Here is a 17,139-nt window from a genome sequence, read left to right as displayed (position 1 = left end):
TGACACTCCGGGGCCTGACCCACGTACCTTCGGGCGGGGGTCGCGGGCACTCGCGTGACCCGCCGCACGTTGGCCAGGGGGCGGACCCGCCGCCCCGAAGCGCATGCACCAGGAGGCACCCAGCGATGTCGTTCCCGCAGCTCGAGGACGAGCACCGCGGTGAGGAGATCCTCGCCGTCTTCGACACCGCCTTCGGCGCGCTGCTGGCCGCCGACCCGGCCGCGTTCCGCGTGAAGTTCCGGAAGATGGCGGCCTCCGCCTTCGCCTTCTACCGGGGCACGGCGTGCCTCTTCTACCACGATCTCGAACGCCGGGGCGGCGGCGCCGGCCCGTACCTGGACGAGCGCACCTCGCGCGTGTGGATCCACGGCGACCTGCACGCGGAGAACTTCGGCACGTACATGGACGCGACCGGCCGCCTGATCTTCAACGTCAACGACTTCGACGAGGCCTACGTCGGCCCCTTCACCTGGGACCTGCAGCGCTTCGCCGCGTCCATCGCGCTGATCGGGTACGCCAAGGCGCTCAGCGACGAGCAGATCAGCGAGCTGGTGCGGATCTACGCGATCGCCTACCGCGAGCGGATCCACGCCCTGGCGACGGGCGCGAAGAGCGACGAGGTGCCGCCGTTCACACTCGACACGGCCCAGGGCCCGCTGCTGGACGCGCTGCGCGACGCGCGTTCGCTGACCCGCTTCGGGCTGCTGGAGTCGATGACGGAGATCCGCGACTTCGAGCGCCGCTTCGCGCCCGGCGGCGGCTCCGTCGAGCTGGACGCGGCCACCCGCTACAAGGTCCTCGCGGCCTTCGACGGCTATCTGGAGACCCTGCCGGAGGCGTCCCTGTCGCGCCCGGACTCCTACCGCGTCAAGGACGTGGTGGGCCGGCGCGGGATCGGCATCGGCTCGGCCGGGCTGCCGTCGTACAACATCCTGCTGGAGGGCCACACCGACGCCCTCGAGAACGACGTGGTGATCTACATCAAGCAGGCCCAGACCCCGGCCGTCTCCCGGCACATCACCGACCCGGCGGTCCGCGGCTACTTCCAGCACGAGGGCCACCGCACGGTGCTCTCGCAGCGGGCCCTGCAGCAGCACGCCGACCCGTGGCTGGGCTGGACGGAGCTGGACGGCGCGGGCCAGCTGGTCGCGGAGGTCTCGCCGTACGCGGTGGACCTCGACTGGAGCGACATCGACGACGCGGAGGAGATCGCCCAGGTGGTCGCCGACCTCGGCCGGGCGACGGCCACGATGCACTCGGCGGCGGACGAGCAGTCCGGCGAGTCGCTGGTGCCGTTCTCCACGGAGCGGGCCATCGACGCGGCGATCGCGGCCGACGAGGAGGGCTTCGCGCCCCTGCTGGTCGACTTCGCGCACGAGTACGGCGCCCGCGCGCGTGCCGATCACCAGACCTTCGTCGACCTGTTCCGCAACGGCCGGATTCCGGGTCTGTGACGGAAGCGGCTCGCACCGGCATCCTTTAGGGGTCCCTTACAGGACCGCATGACACACTCTTCTATCGCTATGGACATATCCGGGATCCAGCTCAGGGCCGTGCGCGCGGCGCTGTTCACGGCCGTGGTCGTGACGCTCAGCACCGCGTCGCACGTGCTGCTGTCCCGGGCGCCGCTCCCGGTGGGCACGGTGGCCGCGGTCGCCGCCGCCGTGTTCGCCCTGGCGTACGCGCTGGCGGGCCGCGAGCGGTCCTTCGGGCGGATCGCGGCCCTGCTGATCCCGCTGGAGCTGGCCGCCGACACGGTGTTCACGACCGGGCAGCACACTTGCTACGGCCGGGCGGGCGGCCCGGTCACCGGGCCCCTGCGGTCGGTCGGCCTGGACGTGCTGTGCGGCGGCGGCGCGTTCGGCGCCCCGCTGGCCCGGATGGCCGGGGCCACGGGCACGGAGCGGCTGGCGGCCGCGGTGGCGCACGCCGACCCGGCCACGGTCTGGCTGCTGCTCGGCGCGCACATCGGCGTCGGCCTCGCCGCCGCCCTCTGGCTGCGCCGCGGCGAGCGGGCCCTGGCCCAGCTGCTGCGGGCCGTGACGGCGACCACGTTCCGGCCGCTGCTGCTGGCCGTCGCCGCGGTGACGGTGGAGCGGGCCCCGGCCGGTCTCCGGCTGCCGGCGCGCGCCCCCGGCCGTACACCCTTCGCCCGCGGCCTGGTCCTCGCGTACTCCCTGGGGCGGCGTGGCCCGCCGTGCTCGCCCGCCCTCGTCTGAGGCCCGGCCGCCCCGCGCGGCACTTCGAGCACGAGCAGTCCCCCCTTACCTCTTCGCACACCACGTGTGCGCGTCCCCCACGGAGAACACCACCATGAGCAAGCGGAACAGCCAGGCGGCGAAGACGGCGGCCCGCGAGCGGCTGCGCGCCGAGCGCGAGCGCGAGGCGAAGCGGGCGAAGACCAGGCGGCAGGTCATCGTCGCCTGCTCGGTCGTCGGCGTCCTGGCGATAGCCGGCGGCATCGGCTACGCGGTCGTCCAGGCCAACAAGCCCGACGGCTGGGAGGCAGCGGCGAAGGCCAAGCTCGTCAAGCCGGCCAACACCTCGGGCAAGGACGGCACGACGGTCGTCATCGGCAAGGACAGCGCCGAGAAGACCCTCGTCATGTACGAGGACCCGCGCTGCCCGGCCTGCGCCCAGTTCGAGCAGACCGTCGGCTCGACCGTCGACAAGGACGTCGAGGACGGCAAGTACAAGGTCCAGTTCGTCGGCGCGACCTTCATCGACAACAACGTTCCCGGAGTGGGCTCCAAGAACGCTCTCAGCGCGCTGGGCGCCGCCCTGAACGTCAGCCCCGAGGCCTTCCTCGACTACAAGAACGCGCTGTACTCGGCGGAGTACCACCCCAGCGAGACCGAGGACAAGTTCAAGGACGACGACTACCTGATCAAGGTGGCGGACTCCGTGGACGGCCTGAAGGACAACAAGAAGTTCCAGACGGCCGTGAAGGACGGCACCTACGACAAGTGGGCGCTGGTCATGAGCGAGAAGTTCGACAGCGACGGCAAGAAGTACGACTTCCAGGGCACGCCGACGCTGCTCATGGACGGCAAGAAGGTCACCGGCAGCGACGGCAAGAGCGCCCCGATGACCGTTGCCGACTTCAACACGGCCATCACCGCCGCGCTCAAGGGGTAGCCCACGCGGGCCCGACCGGCAAAGAGCGGGCGGACTTTCCCAGTTCGCCCGCTCCCGTTCATACCGATCAGTAACCTGATCGGTCGTGACCAGTCGACACAGATCATCGAACACGTCCGAGGGCCCCAACTCCCTCACACCGCGCCGCCGTACGGTCGTCAAGGCCGCGGCGGCGACCGCTGTCCTGGGCGGCCCGCTGGCGGCGTCCCTGCCCGCGCGCGCCGCCGGCCAGGCGCCCGCCTTCCTGCACGGCGTGGCCTCCGGCGACCCGCTGCCGGACGGCGTCCTGCTGTGGACCCGCGTGACCCCGGTACCGGAGGCGGCGCCGGGGTCCGGACTCGGCCCGGACACGGAAGTGAGCTGGGTCGTCGCCCGGGACAAGGCGTTCACGACCGTCGTCGCGCGGGGCTCCACCACCGCCACCGCCGCGTCCGACCACACCGTGAAGGCCGACATACGCGGCCTGGAACCGGCCACCGACTACTGGTTCCGCTTCTCCGCCGGCGACACCGTGTCCCCCGCCGCCCGCACCCGTACCGCCCCGGCGCCCGGCGCGGCGGTGTCCGGCCTCCGCTTCGGCGTGGTCTCGTGCGCCAACTGGGAGGCCGGCTTCTTCTCCCCGTACCGCCATCTCGCCTCCCGCGGCGACCTGGACGCCTGGCTGCACCTGGGCGACTACATCTACGAGTACGGCACCGGCGAGTACGGCACCCGCGGCACGGTCGTCCGGCCGCACGCACCGGCCCACGAGATCGTCACGCTCGCCGACTACCGTCTGCGGCACGCGACGTACAAGACCGACCCGGACCTGCAGGCCCTGCACGCGGCCGCCCCGGTCGTGGCCATCTGGGACGACCACGAGTTCGCCAACGACACCTGGTCGGGCGGCGCCGAGAACCACACGGAGGGCGCCGAGGGCGGCTGGTCCGCCCGCCAGGCCGCCGCCAAGCAGGCCTACTTCGAGTGGATGCCGGTACGGCCGGCCATCGCGGGCACCACCTACCGCAGGCTGCGCTTCGGCCAGCTGGCCGACCTCTCGCTGCTCGACCTGCGCTCCTTCCGCTCCCAGCAGGTCAAGGTGGGCAACGGGGAGGTCGACGACCCGGACCGCACGCTCACCGGCCGCGCCCAGCTCGACTGGCTCAAGTCGGGCCTGGCGTCCTCCGACACCACCTGGCGGCTGGTCGGCAACTCCGTGATGATCTCGCCGTTCGCCATCGGCTCGCTCTCCGCCGACCTGCTGAAGCCGCTCGCCAAGCTGCTCGGCCTGCCGCAGGAGGGCCTCGCCCTCAACACCGACCAGTGGGACGGCTACACGGACGACCGCCGGGAGATCCTGGCGCACCTGCGGACGAACGCGATCCGCAACACCGTCTTCCTCACCGGCGACATCCACATGGCGTGGGCCAACGACGTCCCGGTCGACGCCGGCACGTATCCGCTCTCCCCGTCCGCCGCCACGGAGTTCGTCGTCACCTCGGTCACCTCGGACAACCTCGACGACATCGTCAAGGTCCCCGAGGGCTCGGTCTCCGCGGTCGCCGCGCCGGTCATCCGCGCCGCCAACCGGCACGTGCACTGGGTCGACACCGACCGCCACGGCTTCGGCGTCCTGGACATCACCGCCGAGCGCGCGCAGATGGACTACTACGTGGTCTCCGGGCGCGCCCGGCGCGACGCCACCGCCAGGTGGGCCCGCTCCTACCGCACCCGCAGCGGCACACAGAAGATCGAGCGCGTGTACGACCCGGTGTAGACGCGCGGCGGCGCTACAGGGAGTCGAGGAAGCCGAGCGCCACCCGCCAGGTGGCCTCGGCGGCCTCCGCGTCGTAGTCCGGCAGGTCGGGGTCGGTGTACAGGTGACCCGCCCCCGCGTACCGGTACACCTCGACGTCGGCGCCGGTGCGGCGCATCTGCAGGTACCAGGCGCTGAGCCAGTCGTCCGTCTCGAAGGGGTCCGGCTCCGCCACGTGCAGCTGGACGGGGAGGTCCGGTGCCGTGGCGCCCGGCGCGATGTCCGAGGTGCCGTGCAGGAGCAGCAGGCCGCGCGCCTTGTCGTCGCCGAGGGCGAGGGTCTGGGCGATGGAGGCGCCGAGCGAGAACCCGGCGTACACGAGCCCGCGCTCCGAGTAGGGTGCGGCGGCCAGCACGGCCCGCTTCAGCAGCTCCTCCTTGCCGATCTTCTCCTTGCGCTCCATGCCCTCCTCGACGGTCTCGAACGTGCGCCCCTCGTAGAGGTCGGGCGTCCACACCTCGTGACCGGCCGAGCGCAGCCGGTCGGCGGCCTGCCGCACGGCGGGCCGCAACCCGTGGGCCGAGTGAAAGAGCATGATGTTCATGAGGCCATGGTGCCAGCCGGGTGTGACCTGCCGGCTTCGCGGCACTACCCAGGACGCAGCAGAAGTCACATGTTCATGCCCGCCGGAGGCCGGTTAGGTTCGGGGGCATGGAGAACCTGCTACGACCGCTGATCGTGGTCGGTGGCTCGGTCGTGCTCACGCTGCTGATCGGCTGGGCCACCGACTTCTTGCTGCGCAAGGCCGACGAACGACATCACGAGACCCCGCTGTGGGGGCGGCTCCGCCGTGGCCGCATCCCCTACCAGCTCGTCCTCTTCGCGGCCCTGCTCAGAGGCTCCTACGACGAGGCACAACTGCTGGAGGAACGCCGTGAGGCCCTCGGCCAGGCGCTGACGCTGCTGCTGATCGGATCGGCCGCCTGGCTGGTCATCCGGATCGCGGCCGCGATCGTGGAGTCCTCCTACAGCCGCTACGCCAACGCCCATGCCCAGCGCGACCCGGCCCGGGTACGCCGGGTCCGCACCCAGGTCACGCTGATCATGCGGGTGGTCTCCGCGATCGTGTGCGTGGTCGCCGTGGCGTCGATGCTGCTGACGTTCCCGGCGTTCAAGGCCGCGGGCGCGTCGCTGCTGGCCTCGGCCGGCATCCTCGGCATCGTCGCCGGTGTCGCCGCGCAGTCCACGCTGGGCAACATGTTCGCCGGGCTGCAGATCGCCTTCGGCGACATGGTGCGCATCGGGGACACCGTGGTCGTGGACGGCGAGTGGGGCACGGTGGAGGAGATCACGCTGACCTTCCTGACCGTGCGCACCTGGGACGAGCGGCGGATCACCATGCCCGTGTCGTACTTCACGTCCAAGGCGTTCGAGAACTGGTCGCGCGGCACCCCGCAGATGACGGGCACCGTGTTCTGGCACGTCGACCACTCGGCGCCCGTGGAGGCGATGCGCGACAAGCTCCGCGACATCCTGCGCGAGTGCCCGGCCTGGGACGGCCGCGCCTACAACCTGGTCGTGACGGACAGCACCCCCAGCACCATGGAGGTGCGGGCCCTGGTGACGGCGAAGGACGCGGACGACATCTGGACCGTGCGGGTCGCGGTCCGCGAGGAGATGATCGCCTGGCTGGCGGAGGAGCACCCCTACGCCCTGCCCCGGGTCAACACGGCCGACGCGGTGCTGCCGCCGTCCCGCAACGGCGACCGTCCGTCCCGGAACGGGGAGCGCCCCGAGCGCACCTCACCGGACGGCGTCCCGGCCCAGCAACGGCGCTACCACGGCCACAGTCCCGCCCGTCCGGACCGCTGAGACGGAGGCCGGACCGCTGAGACGGAGGCCGGACCGCCGAGACGGGGGCCGGACCGCCGAGACGGAGGGACGAGGACGGCTGCCCGCGGCGCGGGCGGCCGTCCTCGCGGGTGAGGGGCCCGGTTCATCGCAGACTGCGCACGTCGAGATGGCGCAGCACCCGGTCCACCACCTCCGGGTCCGCCCCGGGCTCGCTCCGCGCCGCCAGCACCTCGTGCCGCGCCGCGCTCAGCATCTCCTGCTGGATCCGGCGCACCCGCTTCACCCGCCGCGCGCCCTCCCGGTACGCCTCCCGCCGCTCGTCCTCCGCCAGTTCGGGGCTGATGCGCACCCCGATGTCGAGCGCCCGCCGCAGCATCTGCTCGGACAGTTCCTCCGGCAGGTGCTCGCTCTCCTCGATCTCCCGCAGCCGCCGCTTCGCCGCCTTCGACGCCCGGACGGCCAGGTCCTTCGCGAGTTCCCTCTCCCGGTCCGTGTCGGCCCGCACCCCGAGCCACCGCACTAGCCACGGCAGGGTCAGCCCCTGCACCACCAGCGTGGCCACGATCACCCCGAACGCGATGAAGATGATCTCGTCCCGGCTGGGGAACGGACCGCCCGCGTCCGTCTCCAGCGGAATGGCCAGCACCAGCGCCACCGAGGCCACGCCCCGCATCCCCGACCACCACATCACCACGGTCTCGCGCCAGCTCACCGGGATGTCCTCGTCGTAGTCGCGCCGCGCGTGCAGCCGTTTGGTCAGCCAGGTCGCCGGCAGCAGCCACAGCAGCCGGACGAGCACGACCACGCACACCACGATCCCCGCCCAGCCGAGCAGTTCGCCCCATCGCCCGGACGCGGTGCGGACGGCGTTGTGCAGCTCGAGCCCGACGAGCCCGAAGGCGACGCCGGTGACGAGCGTGTCGACGATGTTCCAGAACGTGTGCCCGGCCAGCCGGGTCATGACGTCGTCGGCGTCGGAGCCGTACTCGGCGAGGAACAGCGCGGTGGTCAGCACGGCGAGCACCCCGGAGCCGTGCAGCTCCTCGGCCAGGACGTAGGAGGCGTACGGCACCAGCAGGGTCAGACCGATCTGCAGGGTCGCGTCCCCGAGCAGGTCCATCAGCTTGTTCGCGCCCCAGCCGAGCGCGAGTCCCACGGCGACGGCCACCACGGCCGACAGCACCAGGTCCAGCCCGGCCTGCCAGGGCGAGAACGTCCCGCTGACGGCGGCGGCGATCGCCACGTGGTAGAGGACGATGGCCGTCACGTCGTTGAACAGCCCCTCGCCCTCCAGGATCGACACCAGCCGGCGCGGCAGCCCCAGCTGCCCGGCGACGGCGGTCGCGGCGATCGGGTCCGGCGGCGCGACCAGCGCGCCGAGCGCGAACGCCGCGGCGAGCGGCAGGCCCGGGACGATCGCGTCGGCCACGGCGGCCACACAGGCCATGGTCACGAAGACCAGTGCCACGGCCAGCAGGAAGATCGGTCGCTTGTTCGCCGCGAACTGCCGCCAGGACGTGCGCCGCACGGCCGCGTACAGCAGGGGCGGCAGCAGCAGCGGCAGGATCAGCTCCGGCGGGATCTCGACGTTCGGGACGAACTCGAGCAGCGCGAGGACCATGCCGAGGAGGGTCATCAGCACCGGTGCCGGCACCCGGAGCCGGTCCCCGACCGGGACACTGATCACGGCCCCGAGCAGCAGCACGAACAACAGGGCCAACTGATCCACGGTCAGCGCTCCGGGAGGTCGGACAGTCACACGGCTGATCTCAAGACTGCCACGTCACTCCCGTGACAAACCGCCTCGGCCGGGACGAACCGTCTCGGCACCCACCATGGCACCCGCCGTGACGGGCTAGAGGGAACGCCGCATCCCCTGATGCGGAAGGCCCGCCTCCAGGTACTCGGGGCCGTAGGCCCGGTAGCCCAGCCGCTCGTAGAAGCCCAGCGCGTGCGTCTGCGCGTGCAGGTCCACGGCCGTGAGGCCGCGCGCGCGTGCCGCGTCCTCGATGGCCCGCACCAGGGCGGCGCCGACGCCGAGCCCGCGTGCGGCCCCGGTCACGGCCAGCCGGCCGAGGCAGCCCACGGACGGATCGGCGCCGGTCTGCGCCACCGCCGCTTCGCCGACCAGCAGCCGCCCGGTCCCGAGCGGCACGCCGTCCTCACGGATCGCCAGCAGGTGCACGGCCGCGGCGTCGTACGCGTCGTACTCCAGGTCCTCCGGCACGCCCTGCTCGACGACGAAGACCTCCTTGCGCACCGCGAAGCACGCCTCGCGGTCGGCCGGCTCCTCGGCGACCCGCACCGCATAGCCCGGGGAGCTCACGCGTACGTCTCCTCCCGGACCTGGTCCAGCGCCTTCTGCAGGTCCTCCGGGTAGTCACAGGAGAACTCGGCCCACTGCCCGTCCCCGGGGTGCTCGAAGCCGAGCCGCACGGCGTGCAGCCACTGGCGGGTCAGGTGCAGGCGCTTGGCGAGCGTCGGGTCGGCGCCGTACGTGAGGTCGCCGACGCAGGGGTGCCGGTGCGCGGCCATGTGGACGCGGATCTGGTGGGTGCGGCCGGTCTCCAGCTTCACGTCGAGCAGGGACGCCGCACGGAAGGCCTCGATGAGGTCGTAGTGCGTGACGGAGGGCTTGCCCTCGGCCGTGACGGCCCACTTGTAGTCGTGGTGCGGATGCCGGCCGATGGGCGCGTCGATGGTGCCGCTGGTCGGGTCGGGGTGGCCCTGGACGAGCGTGTGGTACCGCTTGTCGACCGTGCGCTCCTTGAACTGGCGCTTGAGCGACGTGTACGCGTACTCCGACTTGGCGACCACCATCAGCCCCGATGTGCCCACGTCGAGGCGGTGGACGATGCCCTGGCGCTCGGCGGCGCCGGAGGTGGAGATCCGGTACCCGGCGGCGGCGAGGCCCCCGATGACGGTCGGGCCGCTCCAGCCCGGCGAGGGGTGCGCGGCCACGCCGACCGGCTTGACGATCACCACGACGTCGTCGTCGTCGTGCACGATCTCCATGCCCTCGACCGGCTCGGCCACCACCTGCACCGGCGCGGGCGCCTGCGGCATCTCGACCTCGAGCCAGGCGCCGCCGTGCACGCGCTCCGACTTGCCGACCACCGATCCGTCGACCGTGACCTTCCCGGCGGCGGCCAGCTCGGCCGCCTTGGTGCGGGAGAAGCCGAACATGCGGGAGATGGCGGCGTCGACGCGCTCGCCCTCCAGTCCGTCGGGCACGGGCAGGGTGCGGATCTCGGGAATCGTGCTCACCCGACGAGTATGCCGGACGGGGCGGACAGCCCCGTACGGCCCTGTGGACAACTCCCGCGGACTCAGTCCTTGTGGACGGTCCCGTCCGGGTCGAGCCCCTTGAAGGACAGCAGCACGATCAGGATGCCGCCGCACACGATCGCCGAGTCGGCCAGGTTGAAGACGGCGAAGTGCTTGGGCGCGATGAAGTCCACGACCGCGCCCTCGAAGACGCCCGGCGCCCGGAAGATCCGGTCGGTGAGGTTGCCCAGCGCGCCGCCGAGCAGCAGGCCGAGCGCGATCGCCCAGGGCAGGCTGTAGAGCTTGCGGGCCAGCCGGATGATCACCACGATCACCGCCGCCGCGATCACCGTGAAGATCACGGTGAAGGCCTCACCGAAGCCGAAGGCCGCCCCGGCGTTGCGGATCGCCTCGAACTTCAGCCAGTCACCGATGATCTCGATCGGCGGGTGGTGCTCCAGCTTGGCCACCACGATCATCTTGCTGATCAGGTCGAGGGCGTAGGCGAAAGCGGCCACCGCGAACAGCACCGCGATCCGGCGCCTGCCGCGGGGCGGCGCGGCTGCGGCCTCCGGCCGGCCGGTGCCGGGCTCGCCGGCGGCCCGGGTGCCCTCGGAGTCGGCACGCCCGCCCGTCGCGTCCTCGCCGGGCCCGTCCTGCCCGCTCCCGGCCGCGTCCGGGGTGTCCGGCGTACCGATGATGCGCTCCGCCTCTGCCACGTGAGTCCCTCAACCTAGGTGCCTGACTGAGGACGAGGGTACGGCACGCCCCGCGCGGCGCACGTGCTCAGGAGGCATTCGTCTTCCGGTCAGTACCGGCGCTCCTGCTTCTGCTTGCACTCCACGCAGAGCGTGGCCCTCGGGAAGGCCTGCATCCGGGCCTTGCCGATGGGGTTGCCGCAGTTCTCGCACAGGCCGTAGGTGCCGGAGTCCAGGCGCTCCAGGGCGCGCTCGGTCTGGACGAGCATCTCGCGCGCGTTGGCGGCCAGGGCCAGCTCGTGCTCGCGGGTGATGTTCTTGCTGCCGGTGTCCGCCTCGTCGTGGCCGGCGCCGTCCCCGGAGTCCCGCATCAGGCCGACCAGGGACCGCTCCGACGAGGAGATCTCCTCCCGCAGCCGCGCCTCCTCGGACATCAGCTCCGCTCGTGCCTCGTCGACCTCCTCGGCCGTCCAGGGGTCCTCGCCCGGGCGTACCGCGAGCTCACCGGGCTCCGCCGCGCCCCGCGCCTTCGGAACGGCGGTCTTGGCCGCCGTCGCCGCGCCAGGAGTCTTCTTCGCGCCCACCGTCGTCGCTCCCGTCTGCGTCGCGGCCTCGGCCGCACCCGCCTTCTTGGCCGTGCTGCTGCCGGCCGTGTCCTGTGTGACCGCGCCGGTCGGGGCGGTGCCCTTCCCGGCGGTGCCCTTGGTGGTGGTGCTGCTGCCCGCGGCGCCCTGCCCGGCGGCGCCTCCGGCGCCCTTCTCCCCGGCGACGGCATCCCCCGCCCGCGCCTTCCCGGCCGGTGCCTTCTTCGCCGCCGTCTTCTTGACGGCTGCCTTCTTGGCGGCCGCCTTCTTGACCGGCGCCTTCGGGGCCTCCTCCGCAGGGGTCTTCTTCGCCGCGGCCTTCTTGGCGACGGGCTTCCCGGCCGCCGTCTTCCCGGCAGCCGCCTTCTTCGCGGTCGTCTTCCTGGCCGTCGTCTTCTTGGCGGCCGTCTTCTTCGAGGCCGTCTTCTTCGCCGCCGGCTTGCCGGCCGGGCCCTTCCCGGCGGCCGTCTTCCTCGCCGCCGCCTCCCGGCCCTCGGTCTCCTCGGCCCCGGTCCCTCCGGTGCCGGGCTCCTCGGTGCCGGGCTCCGCGGCCGGGGCCGTCTTCGCCGTCACCTTCTCGACCGCGGCCTTCGTCCTGCGGACCGCCGCCTTCGTCCCCTCGGCCGCCTTCTCCGCCGCCCCCTTCGCCGCCCGCCCCGCCGAGGCCCCCCGCGTGGACTTCTTGCCGCCCACGTCCTTGGCCGCACCGCCGGAGGCCTCCGCTGACCTGCCGGACGCCGGCTGATGTACGGCGGTCTTCTTCGCCACCATGGCCGCGGCCCCTTCACATATTGTGATCTTGCTCGCGAATCGTGCTGGGACGATAAATCGACTCGAGTCCCGCGGCAACGGGGCACACCGCCCGATTCGCCCGCCTCGCTCACGCCGCGCGGCGAACCTGCATCCGTTGTGCCCAACTCCCCGCCCGGTAATCCGCCGGACAGGGCGCCCCGGGATCCGAACACGTATACCCACTCCATTCGGGTCATCAAACCCAAATCGCACCCCGTCCGTCTCCCGCCCCCTCAGGGCCCCGGAAACCGGTCGGCCGCCGTCCACCGGGCGCCGTACACTGGGCGGAGCGAAAAGCGTGGATGGGGACGAGTAGCGGCGTACGCAGCCCAGAGCGACCCGGGGACGGTGGGAGCCCGGGGGCGAGCGCGACGTGAAGATCACCCCGGAGCCGCCGGAAGAAACCCCTGCGGGGGCGGTAGAACCGGCATCGCGACCCCAATGAGGGGGCCTCGTCGGCGCACACCCCGCGCCGGGGGGCCAAGGAGGGTGGTACCGCGGGAGCGCGCCGACGGCGGCGCAGGCACGACACAGCTCTCGTCCCTCCGGACGGAAGGCAGCAAGTCCGCCGGAGGAAGCCCGCTGATGACATCGCCGACGTATCGCCAGGTACCCGCCCAGGTCGACCTGCCCGCCCTCGAGCACGCGGTGCTCGACTTCTGGCGCGAGCAGAAGATCTTCGCCAAGAGCCTGGAGCAGTCCGAGGGCCGCCCCGAGTGGGTGTTCTACGAGGGCCCGCCCACCGCCAACGGCATGCCCGGCGCCCACCACATCGAGGCCCGCGTCTTCAAGGACGTCTTCCCCCGCTTCCGCACCATGCGCGGCTACCACGTGGCCCGCAAGGCCGGCTGGGACTGCCACGGCCTCCCGGTGGAGCTCGCCGTCGAGAAGGAGCTCGGCTTCTCCGGCAAGCAGGACATCGAGGCGTACGGCATCGCGGAGTTCAACGCGAAGTGCCGTGAGTCGGTGACCCGGCACACGGACGCCTTCGAAGAGCTCACGACCCGCATGGGCTACTGGACCGACCTCAACGACCCGTACCGCACGATGGACCCCGAGTACATCGAGTCGGTCTGGTGGTCGCTGAAGGAGATCTTCACCAAGGGCCTGCTGGTCCAGGACCACCGCGTCGCCCCCTGGTGCCCCCGCTGCGGCACCGGCCTGTCGGACCACGAGCTGGCCCAGGGCTACGAGACGGTCGTCGACCCGTCCGTCTACGTCCGCTTCCCGCTCACCTCCGGCCCGCTCGCCGGCGAGGCCGCGCTCCTGGTGTGGACGACCACGCCCTGGACGCTGGTCTCCAACACGGCCGTCGCGGCCCACCCCGAGGTCACCTACGTCGTCGCCACGAACGGCGAGGAGAAGCTCGTCGTCGCCGAGCCGCTGCTCGCCAAGGCCCTCGGCGAGGGCTGGGAGACCACCGGGCAGACCTTCACCGGCGCCGAGATGGAGCGCTGGACCTACCAGCGCCCCTTCGAGCTGGTCGAGTTCCCCGAGCCGGCGCACTTCGTCGTCAACGCCGAGTACGTCACCACCGAGGACGGCACGGGTCTGGTCCACCAGTCCCCCGCCTTCGGTGAGGACGACCTCAAGGTCTGCCGCGCCTACGGCCTGCCGGTCGTGAACCCGGTCCGCCCGGACGGCACCTTCGAGGAGGACGTCCCCCTCGTCGGCGGCGTCTTCTTCAAGAAGGCCGACGAGAAGCTCACCGCCGACCTCGACGACCGCGGCCTGCTCTTCCGCCACATCCCGTACGAGCACAGCTACCCGCACTGCTGGCGCTGCCACACCGCGCTGCTCTACTACGCCCAGCCGTCCTGGTACATCCGCACCACGGCCGTCAAGGACCGCCTCCTGTCGGAGAACGAGAACACCAACTGGTTCCCGGACACGGTCAAGAACGGCCGCTACGGCGACTGGCTGAACAACAACATCGACTGGGCGCTGTCCCGCAACCGCTACTGGGGCACCCCGCTGCCCATCTGGCGCTGCGAGGACGGCCACCTCACCTGCGTCGGCTCCCTCACCGAGCTGACCGAGCTGACCGGCACCGACCAGTCGGGCCTCGACCCGCACCGCCCGTTCATCGACGAGGTCACCTTCGCCTGCCCGCAGGGCGGCTGCGGCCAGACCGCCACGCGCGTGCCCGAGGTGATCGACGCCTGGTACGACTCGGGCTCGATGCCGTTCGCGCAGTGGGGCTACCCGTACAAGAACAAGGAGCTGTTCGAGGCCCGCTACCCCGCGCAGTTCATCTGCGAGGCCATCGACCAGACCCGCGGCTGGTTCTACACGCTGATGGCGGTCGGCACGCTCGTCTTCGACAAGTCCTCGTACGAGAACGTGGTCTGCCTCGGTCACATCCTCGCCGAGGACGGCCGCAAGATGTCCAAGCACCTGGGCAACATCCTGCAGCCGATCCCGCTCATGGACCAGCACGGCGCGGACGCGGTCCGCTGGTTCATGGCGGCCGGCGGCTCCCCCTGGGCGGCCCGCCGCGTCGGCCACAACACCATCCAGGAGGTCGTCCGCAAGACCCTCCTGACGTACTGGAACACGGTCGCCTTCCAGGCCCTGTACGCCCGTACGACCGGCTGGGCCCCGTCCGAGGCCGACCCGGCCCCGGCCGACCGCCCGGTCCTGGACCGCTGGCTGCTGTCCGAACTGCACGCCCTCACCGACCAGGTCACCCAGGCGCTGGACGCCTACGACACCCAGCGCGCCGGCAAGCTGCTGTCCGCGTTCGTCGACGACCTGTCGAACTGGTACGTACGCCGCTCCCGCCGCCGCTTCTGGCAGGGCGACAAGGCGGCGCTGCGCACCCTGCACGAGGTCGTCCGGACCGTGACGCAGCTCATGGCCCCGCTGACCCCGTTCATCACCGAGCGGGTCTGGCAGGACCTGATCGTCCCGGTCACCCCCGGTGCCCCGGAGTCGGTCCACCTGTCGTCCTGGCCGGAGGCGGACCTGTCCGCCATCGACCCGGAGCTGTCGAAGCAGATGGTGCTGGTGCGCCGCCTGGTGGAACTGGGCCGGGCCACGCGCGCGGAGTCGGGCGTCAAGACCCGCCAGCCGCTGTCCCGCGCCCTGATCGCCGCGTCGGGCTTCGGCGCGCTCGACACCGAGCTGCGCGCGCAGATCACCGAGGAGCTGAACGTCTCCTCGCTCGCCTCGCTGAGCGAGGTGGGCGGCAGCCTGGTCGACACCACGGCGAAGGCCAACTTCCGCGCGCTGGGCAAGCGGTTCGGCAAGCGCGTCCAGGACGTGGCCAAGGCCGTCGCCGCCGCCGACGCGGCCGCCCTGTCCCTGGCGCTGCGCGAGGGCACCGCGTCCGTCGAGGTCGACGGCGAGACCGTCACGCTCGCTCCCGACGAGGTCATCATCACGGAGACCCCGCGCGAGGGCTGGTCGGTGGCCTCGGACTCGGGCGCGACGGTCGCCCTGGACCTGGAGATCACGGAGGAGCTGCGCCGTGCGGGCCTCGCCCGTGACGCGATCCGCCTGATCCAGGAGGCCCGCAAGAACAGCGGCCTGGACGTGGCCGACCGGATCGCCCTGCGCTGGACGGCGACCGACCCGGCCGTGGTCGAGGCGCTGACCGAGCACACGGCCCTGATCGCCGACGAGGTCCTCGCCACGGACTTCGCCCAGGGAGAGGCGGACGGCGCGTACGGCGAGCCGTTCACCGACGAGGGCCTGTCCCTGACGTTCCGCCTGCGCAAGGCGTGACGCCCGGCCCGGAGGCTGCCTGAAGGCCCGGTCCCGCCAAAGATCTTGGCGGGACCGGGCCTTCGGCGTTGCGTGCGCAGAACGCTGGTGCGTGGCGGGGAACACGTGTGGCAAAAGGGCGAGGCCCCGGGTGGTCACCCGGGGCCTCGCCCTGAACGCTGCCGACGTCTATGCCGTACTACTGGCCATCAGGCCGTCAGTTGTCGTCCTCGTCGATCAGGAAGCCTCGCATGGGCGAGGGGGCCTGACCCATCGGCGACGGGCCTTGCGGCCGCACCGGAGCCATCGGCTGGGTCATCGCCGGGGACATCTGCTGCTGACCGCCGTACGACGGACCGGACTGCGAGGGCGGGCCGCCCATCGTCTGGTTGCCGCCGCCGTAGGACGGGGCGCTCGCGCCGGCCGGAGCCATGGAAGGCGCCGGGGACGGCGGGAGGGAGGCGGTCGCCGGAGTGCGCGGCGGGGCCAGCGAGTCGTCGGCCTGGGTCTCCAGCTGGCGCAGCTGCGACTCCAGGTACGACTTCAGGCGCGTGCGGTACTCGCGCTCGAAGCCGCGCAGGTCCTCGACCTTGCGCTCCAGCGTGGCGCGGGCGGACTCCAGGGAGCCCATCGCGACGCGGTGCTTCTCCTGCGCGTCCCGCTCCAGGGCGTCGGCCTTGGCACGGGCGTCACGCTCCAGACCCTCGGCACGCGAACGCGCCTCACCGACGATCTTGTTGGCTTCGGAACGGGCCTCGGCGATCGCCTGGTCGGCGGTCTGCTGGGCCAGCGAGAGGACACGGGCGGCGCTGTCGCCACCGGGGCCTCCCTGACCGGGGCCGCCCATCGGACCACCCATGGGGCCGCCCATCGGACCACCCATCTGCTGCTGCATGGGGGGCTGACCCATGGGACCGGGACCCTGGCCCATCGGACCGGGACCACCAGGACCCTGGGGACCACCCTGACCGCCGGGACCGGCGGGCAGCTGCGGGGCACCGCTCGGCAGCTGGGGCGGACCACCCATGGGGCCACCCATCTGCTGCTGCGGCGGGCCCGATATGCCGGCGGGTACGGGACCACCCGGACCGCGCATGCCCTGCTGCTGCTGTTGCTGCTGGTCCTGCTCCGGCGGCTTGCGCATGTTCTGCTGGTTCTGGGCAGCAGCGCGCGTGGCCGCGGCCAGTTTGGCACGCAGGTCCTCGTTCTCGCGGAGCAGGCGGGTCAGTTCGGCTTCGACCTCGTCGAGGAAGGCATCGACCTCGTCCTCGTCATAGCCTTCTCGGAGGCGGACGGTCGTGAACTGCTTGTTCCGCACGTCCTCGGGGGTCAACGGCATCTCTTCACCTCAACGTAGTCGTCG

The 17,139-nt window shown here is 72.0% G+C and carries 13 protein-coding genes; 6 read left to right on the top strand and 7 right to left on the bottom strand.

The genetic code is table 11. The features are described from left to right. The first annotated feature begins 125 nt into the window (after window positions 1–125). The 4 genes from ABZY20_RS02000 (at window position 126) to ABZY20_RS01985 (ending at window position 4,894) form a co-directional block, all read left to right on the top strand. Entirely contained in the window at window positions 126–1,454 is a 1,329-nt protein-coding gene (locus tag ABZY20_RS02000) for a DUF2252 domain-containing protein (protein ID WP_356435177.1), read from the top strand. 69 nt (window positions 1,455–1,523) lie between these two features. After that, window positions 1,524–2,219: a hypothetical protein gene (locus tag ABZY20_RS01995; RefSeq protein ID WP_356436002.1), complete on the top strand. Its 696-nt coding sequence runs from the start codon at window positions 1,524–1,526 to the stop codon at window positions 2,217–2,219. 94 nt (window positions 2,220–2,313) lie between these two features. Next, the gene (locus ABZY20_RS01990) at window positions 2,314–3,138 is read left to right on the top strand and encodes a thioredoxin domain-containing protein (protein ID WP_356435175.1); all 825 of its coding nucleotides are present in this window, start codon (window positions 2,314–2,316) and stop codon (window positions 3,136–3,138) included. A gap of 85 nt (window positions 3,139–3,223) precedes the next feature. Continuing rightward, entirely contained in the window at window positions 3,224–4,894 is a 1,671-nt protein-coding gene (locus ABZY20_RS01985; RefSeq protein WP_356435173.1) for an alkaline phosphatase D family protein, read from the top strand. Window positions 4,895–4,907: 13 nt separating this feature from the next. Here ABZY20_RS01985 and ABZY20_RS01980 read toward each other — a convergent pair whose 3' ends face one another. Further along, window positions 4,908–5,477 carry a dienelactone hydrolase family protein gene (locus ABZY20_RS01980; protein WP_356435170.1) on the bottom strand — a complete coding sequence of 190 codons (570 nt, stop codon included), beginning with the start codon at window positions 5,475–5,477 and terminating at the stop codon, window positions 4,908–4,910. 107 nt (window positions 5,478–5,584) lie between these two features. Between ABZY20_RS01980 and ABZY20_RS01975 the strand changes: the two genes are divergently transcribed. Next, a complete protein-coding gene (locus ABZY20_RS01975) occupies window positions 5,585–6,745 on the top strand; it encodes a mechanosensitive ion channel domain-containing protein (RefSeq protein WP_356435168.1) in 1,161 nt (386 codons plus the stop codon). Between the two features lie 124 nt (window positions 6,746–6,869). Here ABZY20_RS01975 and ABZY20_RS01970 read toward each other — a convergent pair whose 3' ends face one another. From ABZY20_RS01970 to ABZY20_RS01950, 5 genes are all read right to left on the bottom strand, one after another. After that, complete coding sequence (locus tag ABZY20_RS01970) at window positions 6,870–8,456, bottom strand: Na+/H+ antiporter (RefSeq protein WP_356435165.1); 1,587 nt, start codon at window positions 8,454–8,456, stop codon at window positions 6,870–6,872. Between the two features lie 126 nt (window positions 8,457–8,582). Further along, the gene (locus tag ABZY20_RS01965; RefSeq protein WP_356435162.1) at window positions 8,583–9,053 is read right to left on the bottom strand and encodes a GNAT family N-acetyltransferase; all 471 of its coding nucleotides are present in this window, start codon (window positions 9,051–9,053) and stop codon (window positions 8,583–8,585) included. Further along, window positions 9,050–9,994, bottom strand: a complete 945-nt coding sequence (locus ABZY20_RS01960) for an RluA family pseudouridine synthase (protein ID WP_356435159.1) — start codon at window positions 9,992–9,994, stop codon at window positions 9,050–9,052. Before ABZY20_RS01960 ends, ABZY20_RS01965 begins: the two co-directional genes overlap by 4 nt. 62 nt (window positions 9,995–10,056) lie before the next feature. Beyond that, complete coding sequence (gene lspA, locus ABZY20_RS01955; RefSeq protein ID WP_356435156.1) at window positions 10,057–10,713, bottom strand: signal peptidase II; 657 nt, start codon at window positions 10,711–10,713, stop codon at window positions 10,057–10,059. Between the two features lie 89 nt (window positions 10,714–10,802). Beyond that, window positions 10,803–12,047 (bottom strand): TraR/DksA family transcriptional regulator, encoded by a 1,245-nt coding sequence (locus ABZY20_RS01950; protein WP_356435154.1) that lies wholly within the window; start codon window positions 12,045–12,047, stop codon window positions 10,803–10,805. A gap of 606 nt (window positions 12,048–12,653) precedes the next feature. Between ABZY20_RS01950 and ileS the strand changes: the two genes are divergently transcribed. Continuing rightward, window positions 12,654–15,797: an isoleucine--tRNA ligase gene (ileS, locus tag ABZY20_RS01945; protein WP_356435152.1), complete on the top strand. Its 3,144-nt coding sequence runs from the start codon at window positions 12,654–12,656 to the stop codon at window positions 15,795–15,797. 196 nt (window positions 15,798–15,993) lie between these two features. Here ileS and ABZY20_RS01940 read toward each other — a convergent pair whose 3' ends face one another. Then, the gene (locus ABZY20_RS01940) at window positions 15,994–17,115 is read right to left on the bottom strand and encodes a DivIVA domain-containing protein (protein WP_356435149.1); all 1,122 of its coding nucleotides are present in this window, start codon (window positions 17,113–17,115) and stop codon (window positions 15,994–15,996) included. Window positions 17,116–17,139: the final 24 nt, after the last annotated feature.

The organism is Streptomyces sp. NPDC006624 (assembly GCF_040611555.1).
Lineage (GTDB): Bacteria > Actinomycetota > Actinomycetes > Streptomycetales > Streptomycetaceae > Streptomyces.
This window is presented reverse-complemented; position numbering and strand designations above follow the sequence as displayed.

Excerpts from the sequence above, each read along its gene's own strand:
- ABZY20_RS02000 (WP_356435177.1), top strand. The coding sequence starts at position 126 with ATGTCGTTCCCGCAGCTCGAGGACGAGCACCGCGGTGAGGAGATCCTC.
- ABZY20_RS01995 (WP_356436002.1), top strand. The coding sequence starts at position 1,524 with ATGGACATATCCGGGATCCAGCTCAGGGCCGTGCGCGCGGCGCTGTTC.
- ABZY20_RS01990 (WP_356435175.1), top strand. The coding sequence starts at position 2,314 with ATGAGCAAGCGGAACAGCCAGGCGGCGAAGACGGCGGCCCGCGAGCGG.
- ABZY20_RS01980 (WP_356435170.1), bottom strand. The coding sequence starts at position 5,477 with ATGAACATCATGCTCTTTCACTCGGCCCACGGGTTGCGGCCCGCCGTG.
- ABZY20_RS01975 (WP_356435168.1), top strand. The coding sequence starts at position 5,585 with ATGGAGAACCTGCTACGACCGCTGATCGTGGTCGGTGGCTCGGTCGTG.
- ABZY20_RS01950 (WP_356435154.1), bottom strand. The coding sequence starts at position 12,047 with ATGGTGGCGAAGAAGACCGCCGTACATCAGCCGGCGTCCGGCAGGTCA.
- ileS (WP_356435152.1), top strand. The coding sequence starts at position 12,654 with ATGACATCGCCGACGTATCGCCAGGTACCCGCCCAGGTCGACCTGCCC.
- ABZY20_RS01940 (WP_356435149.1), bottom strand. The coding sequence starts at position 17,115 with ATGCCGTTGACCCCCGAGGACGTGCGGAACAAGCAGTTCACGACCGTC.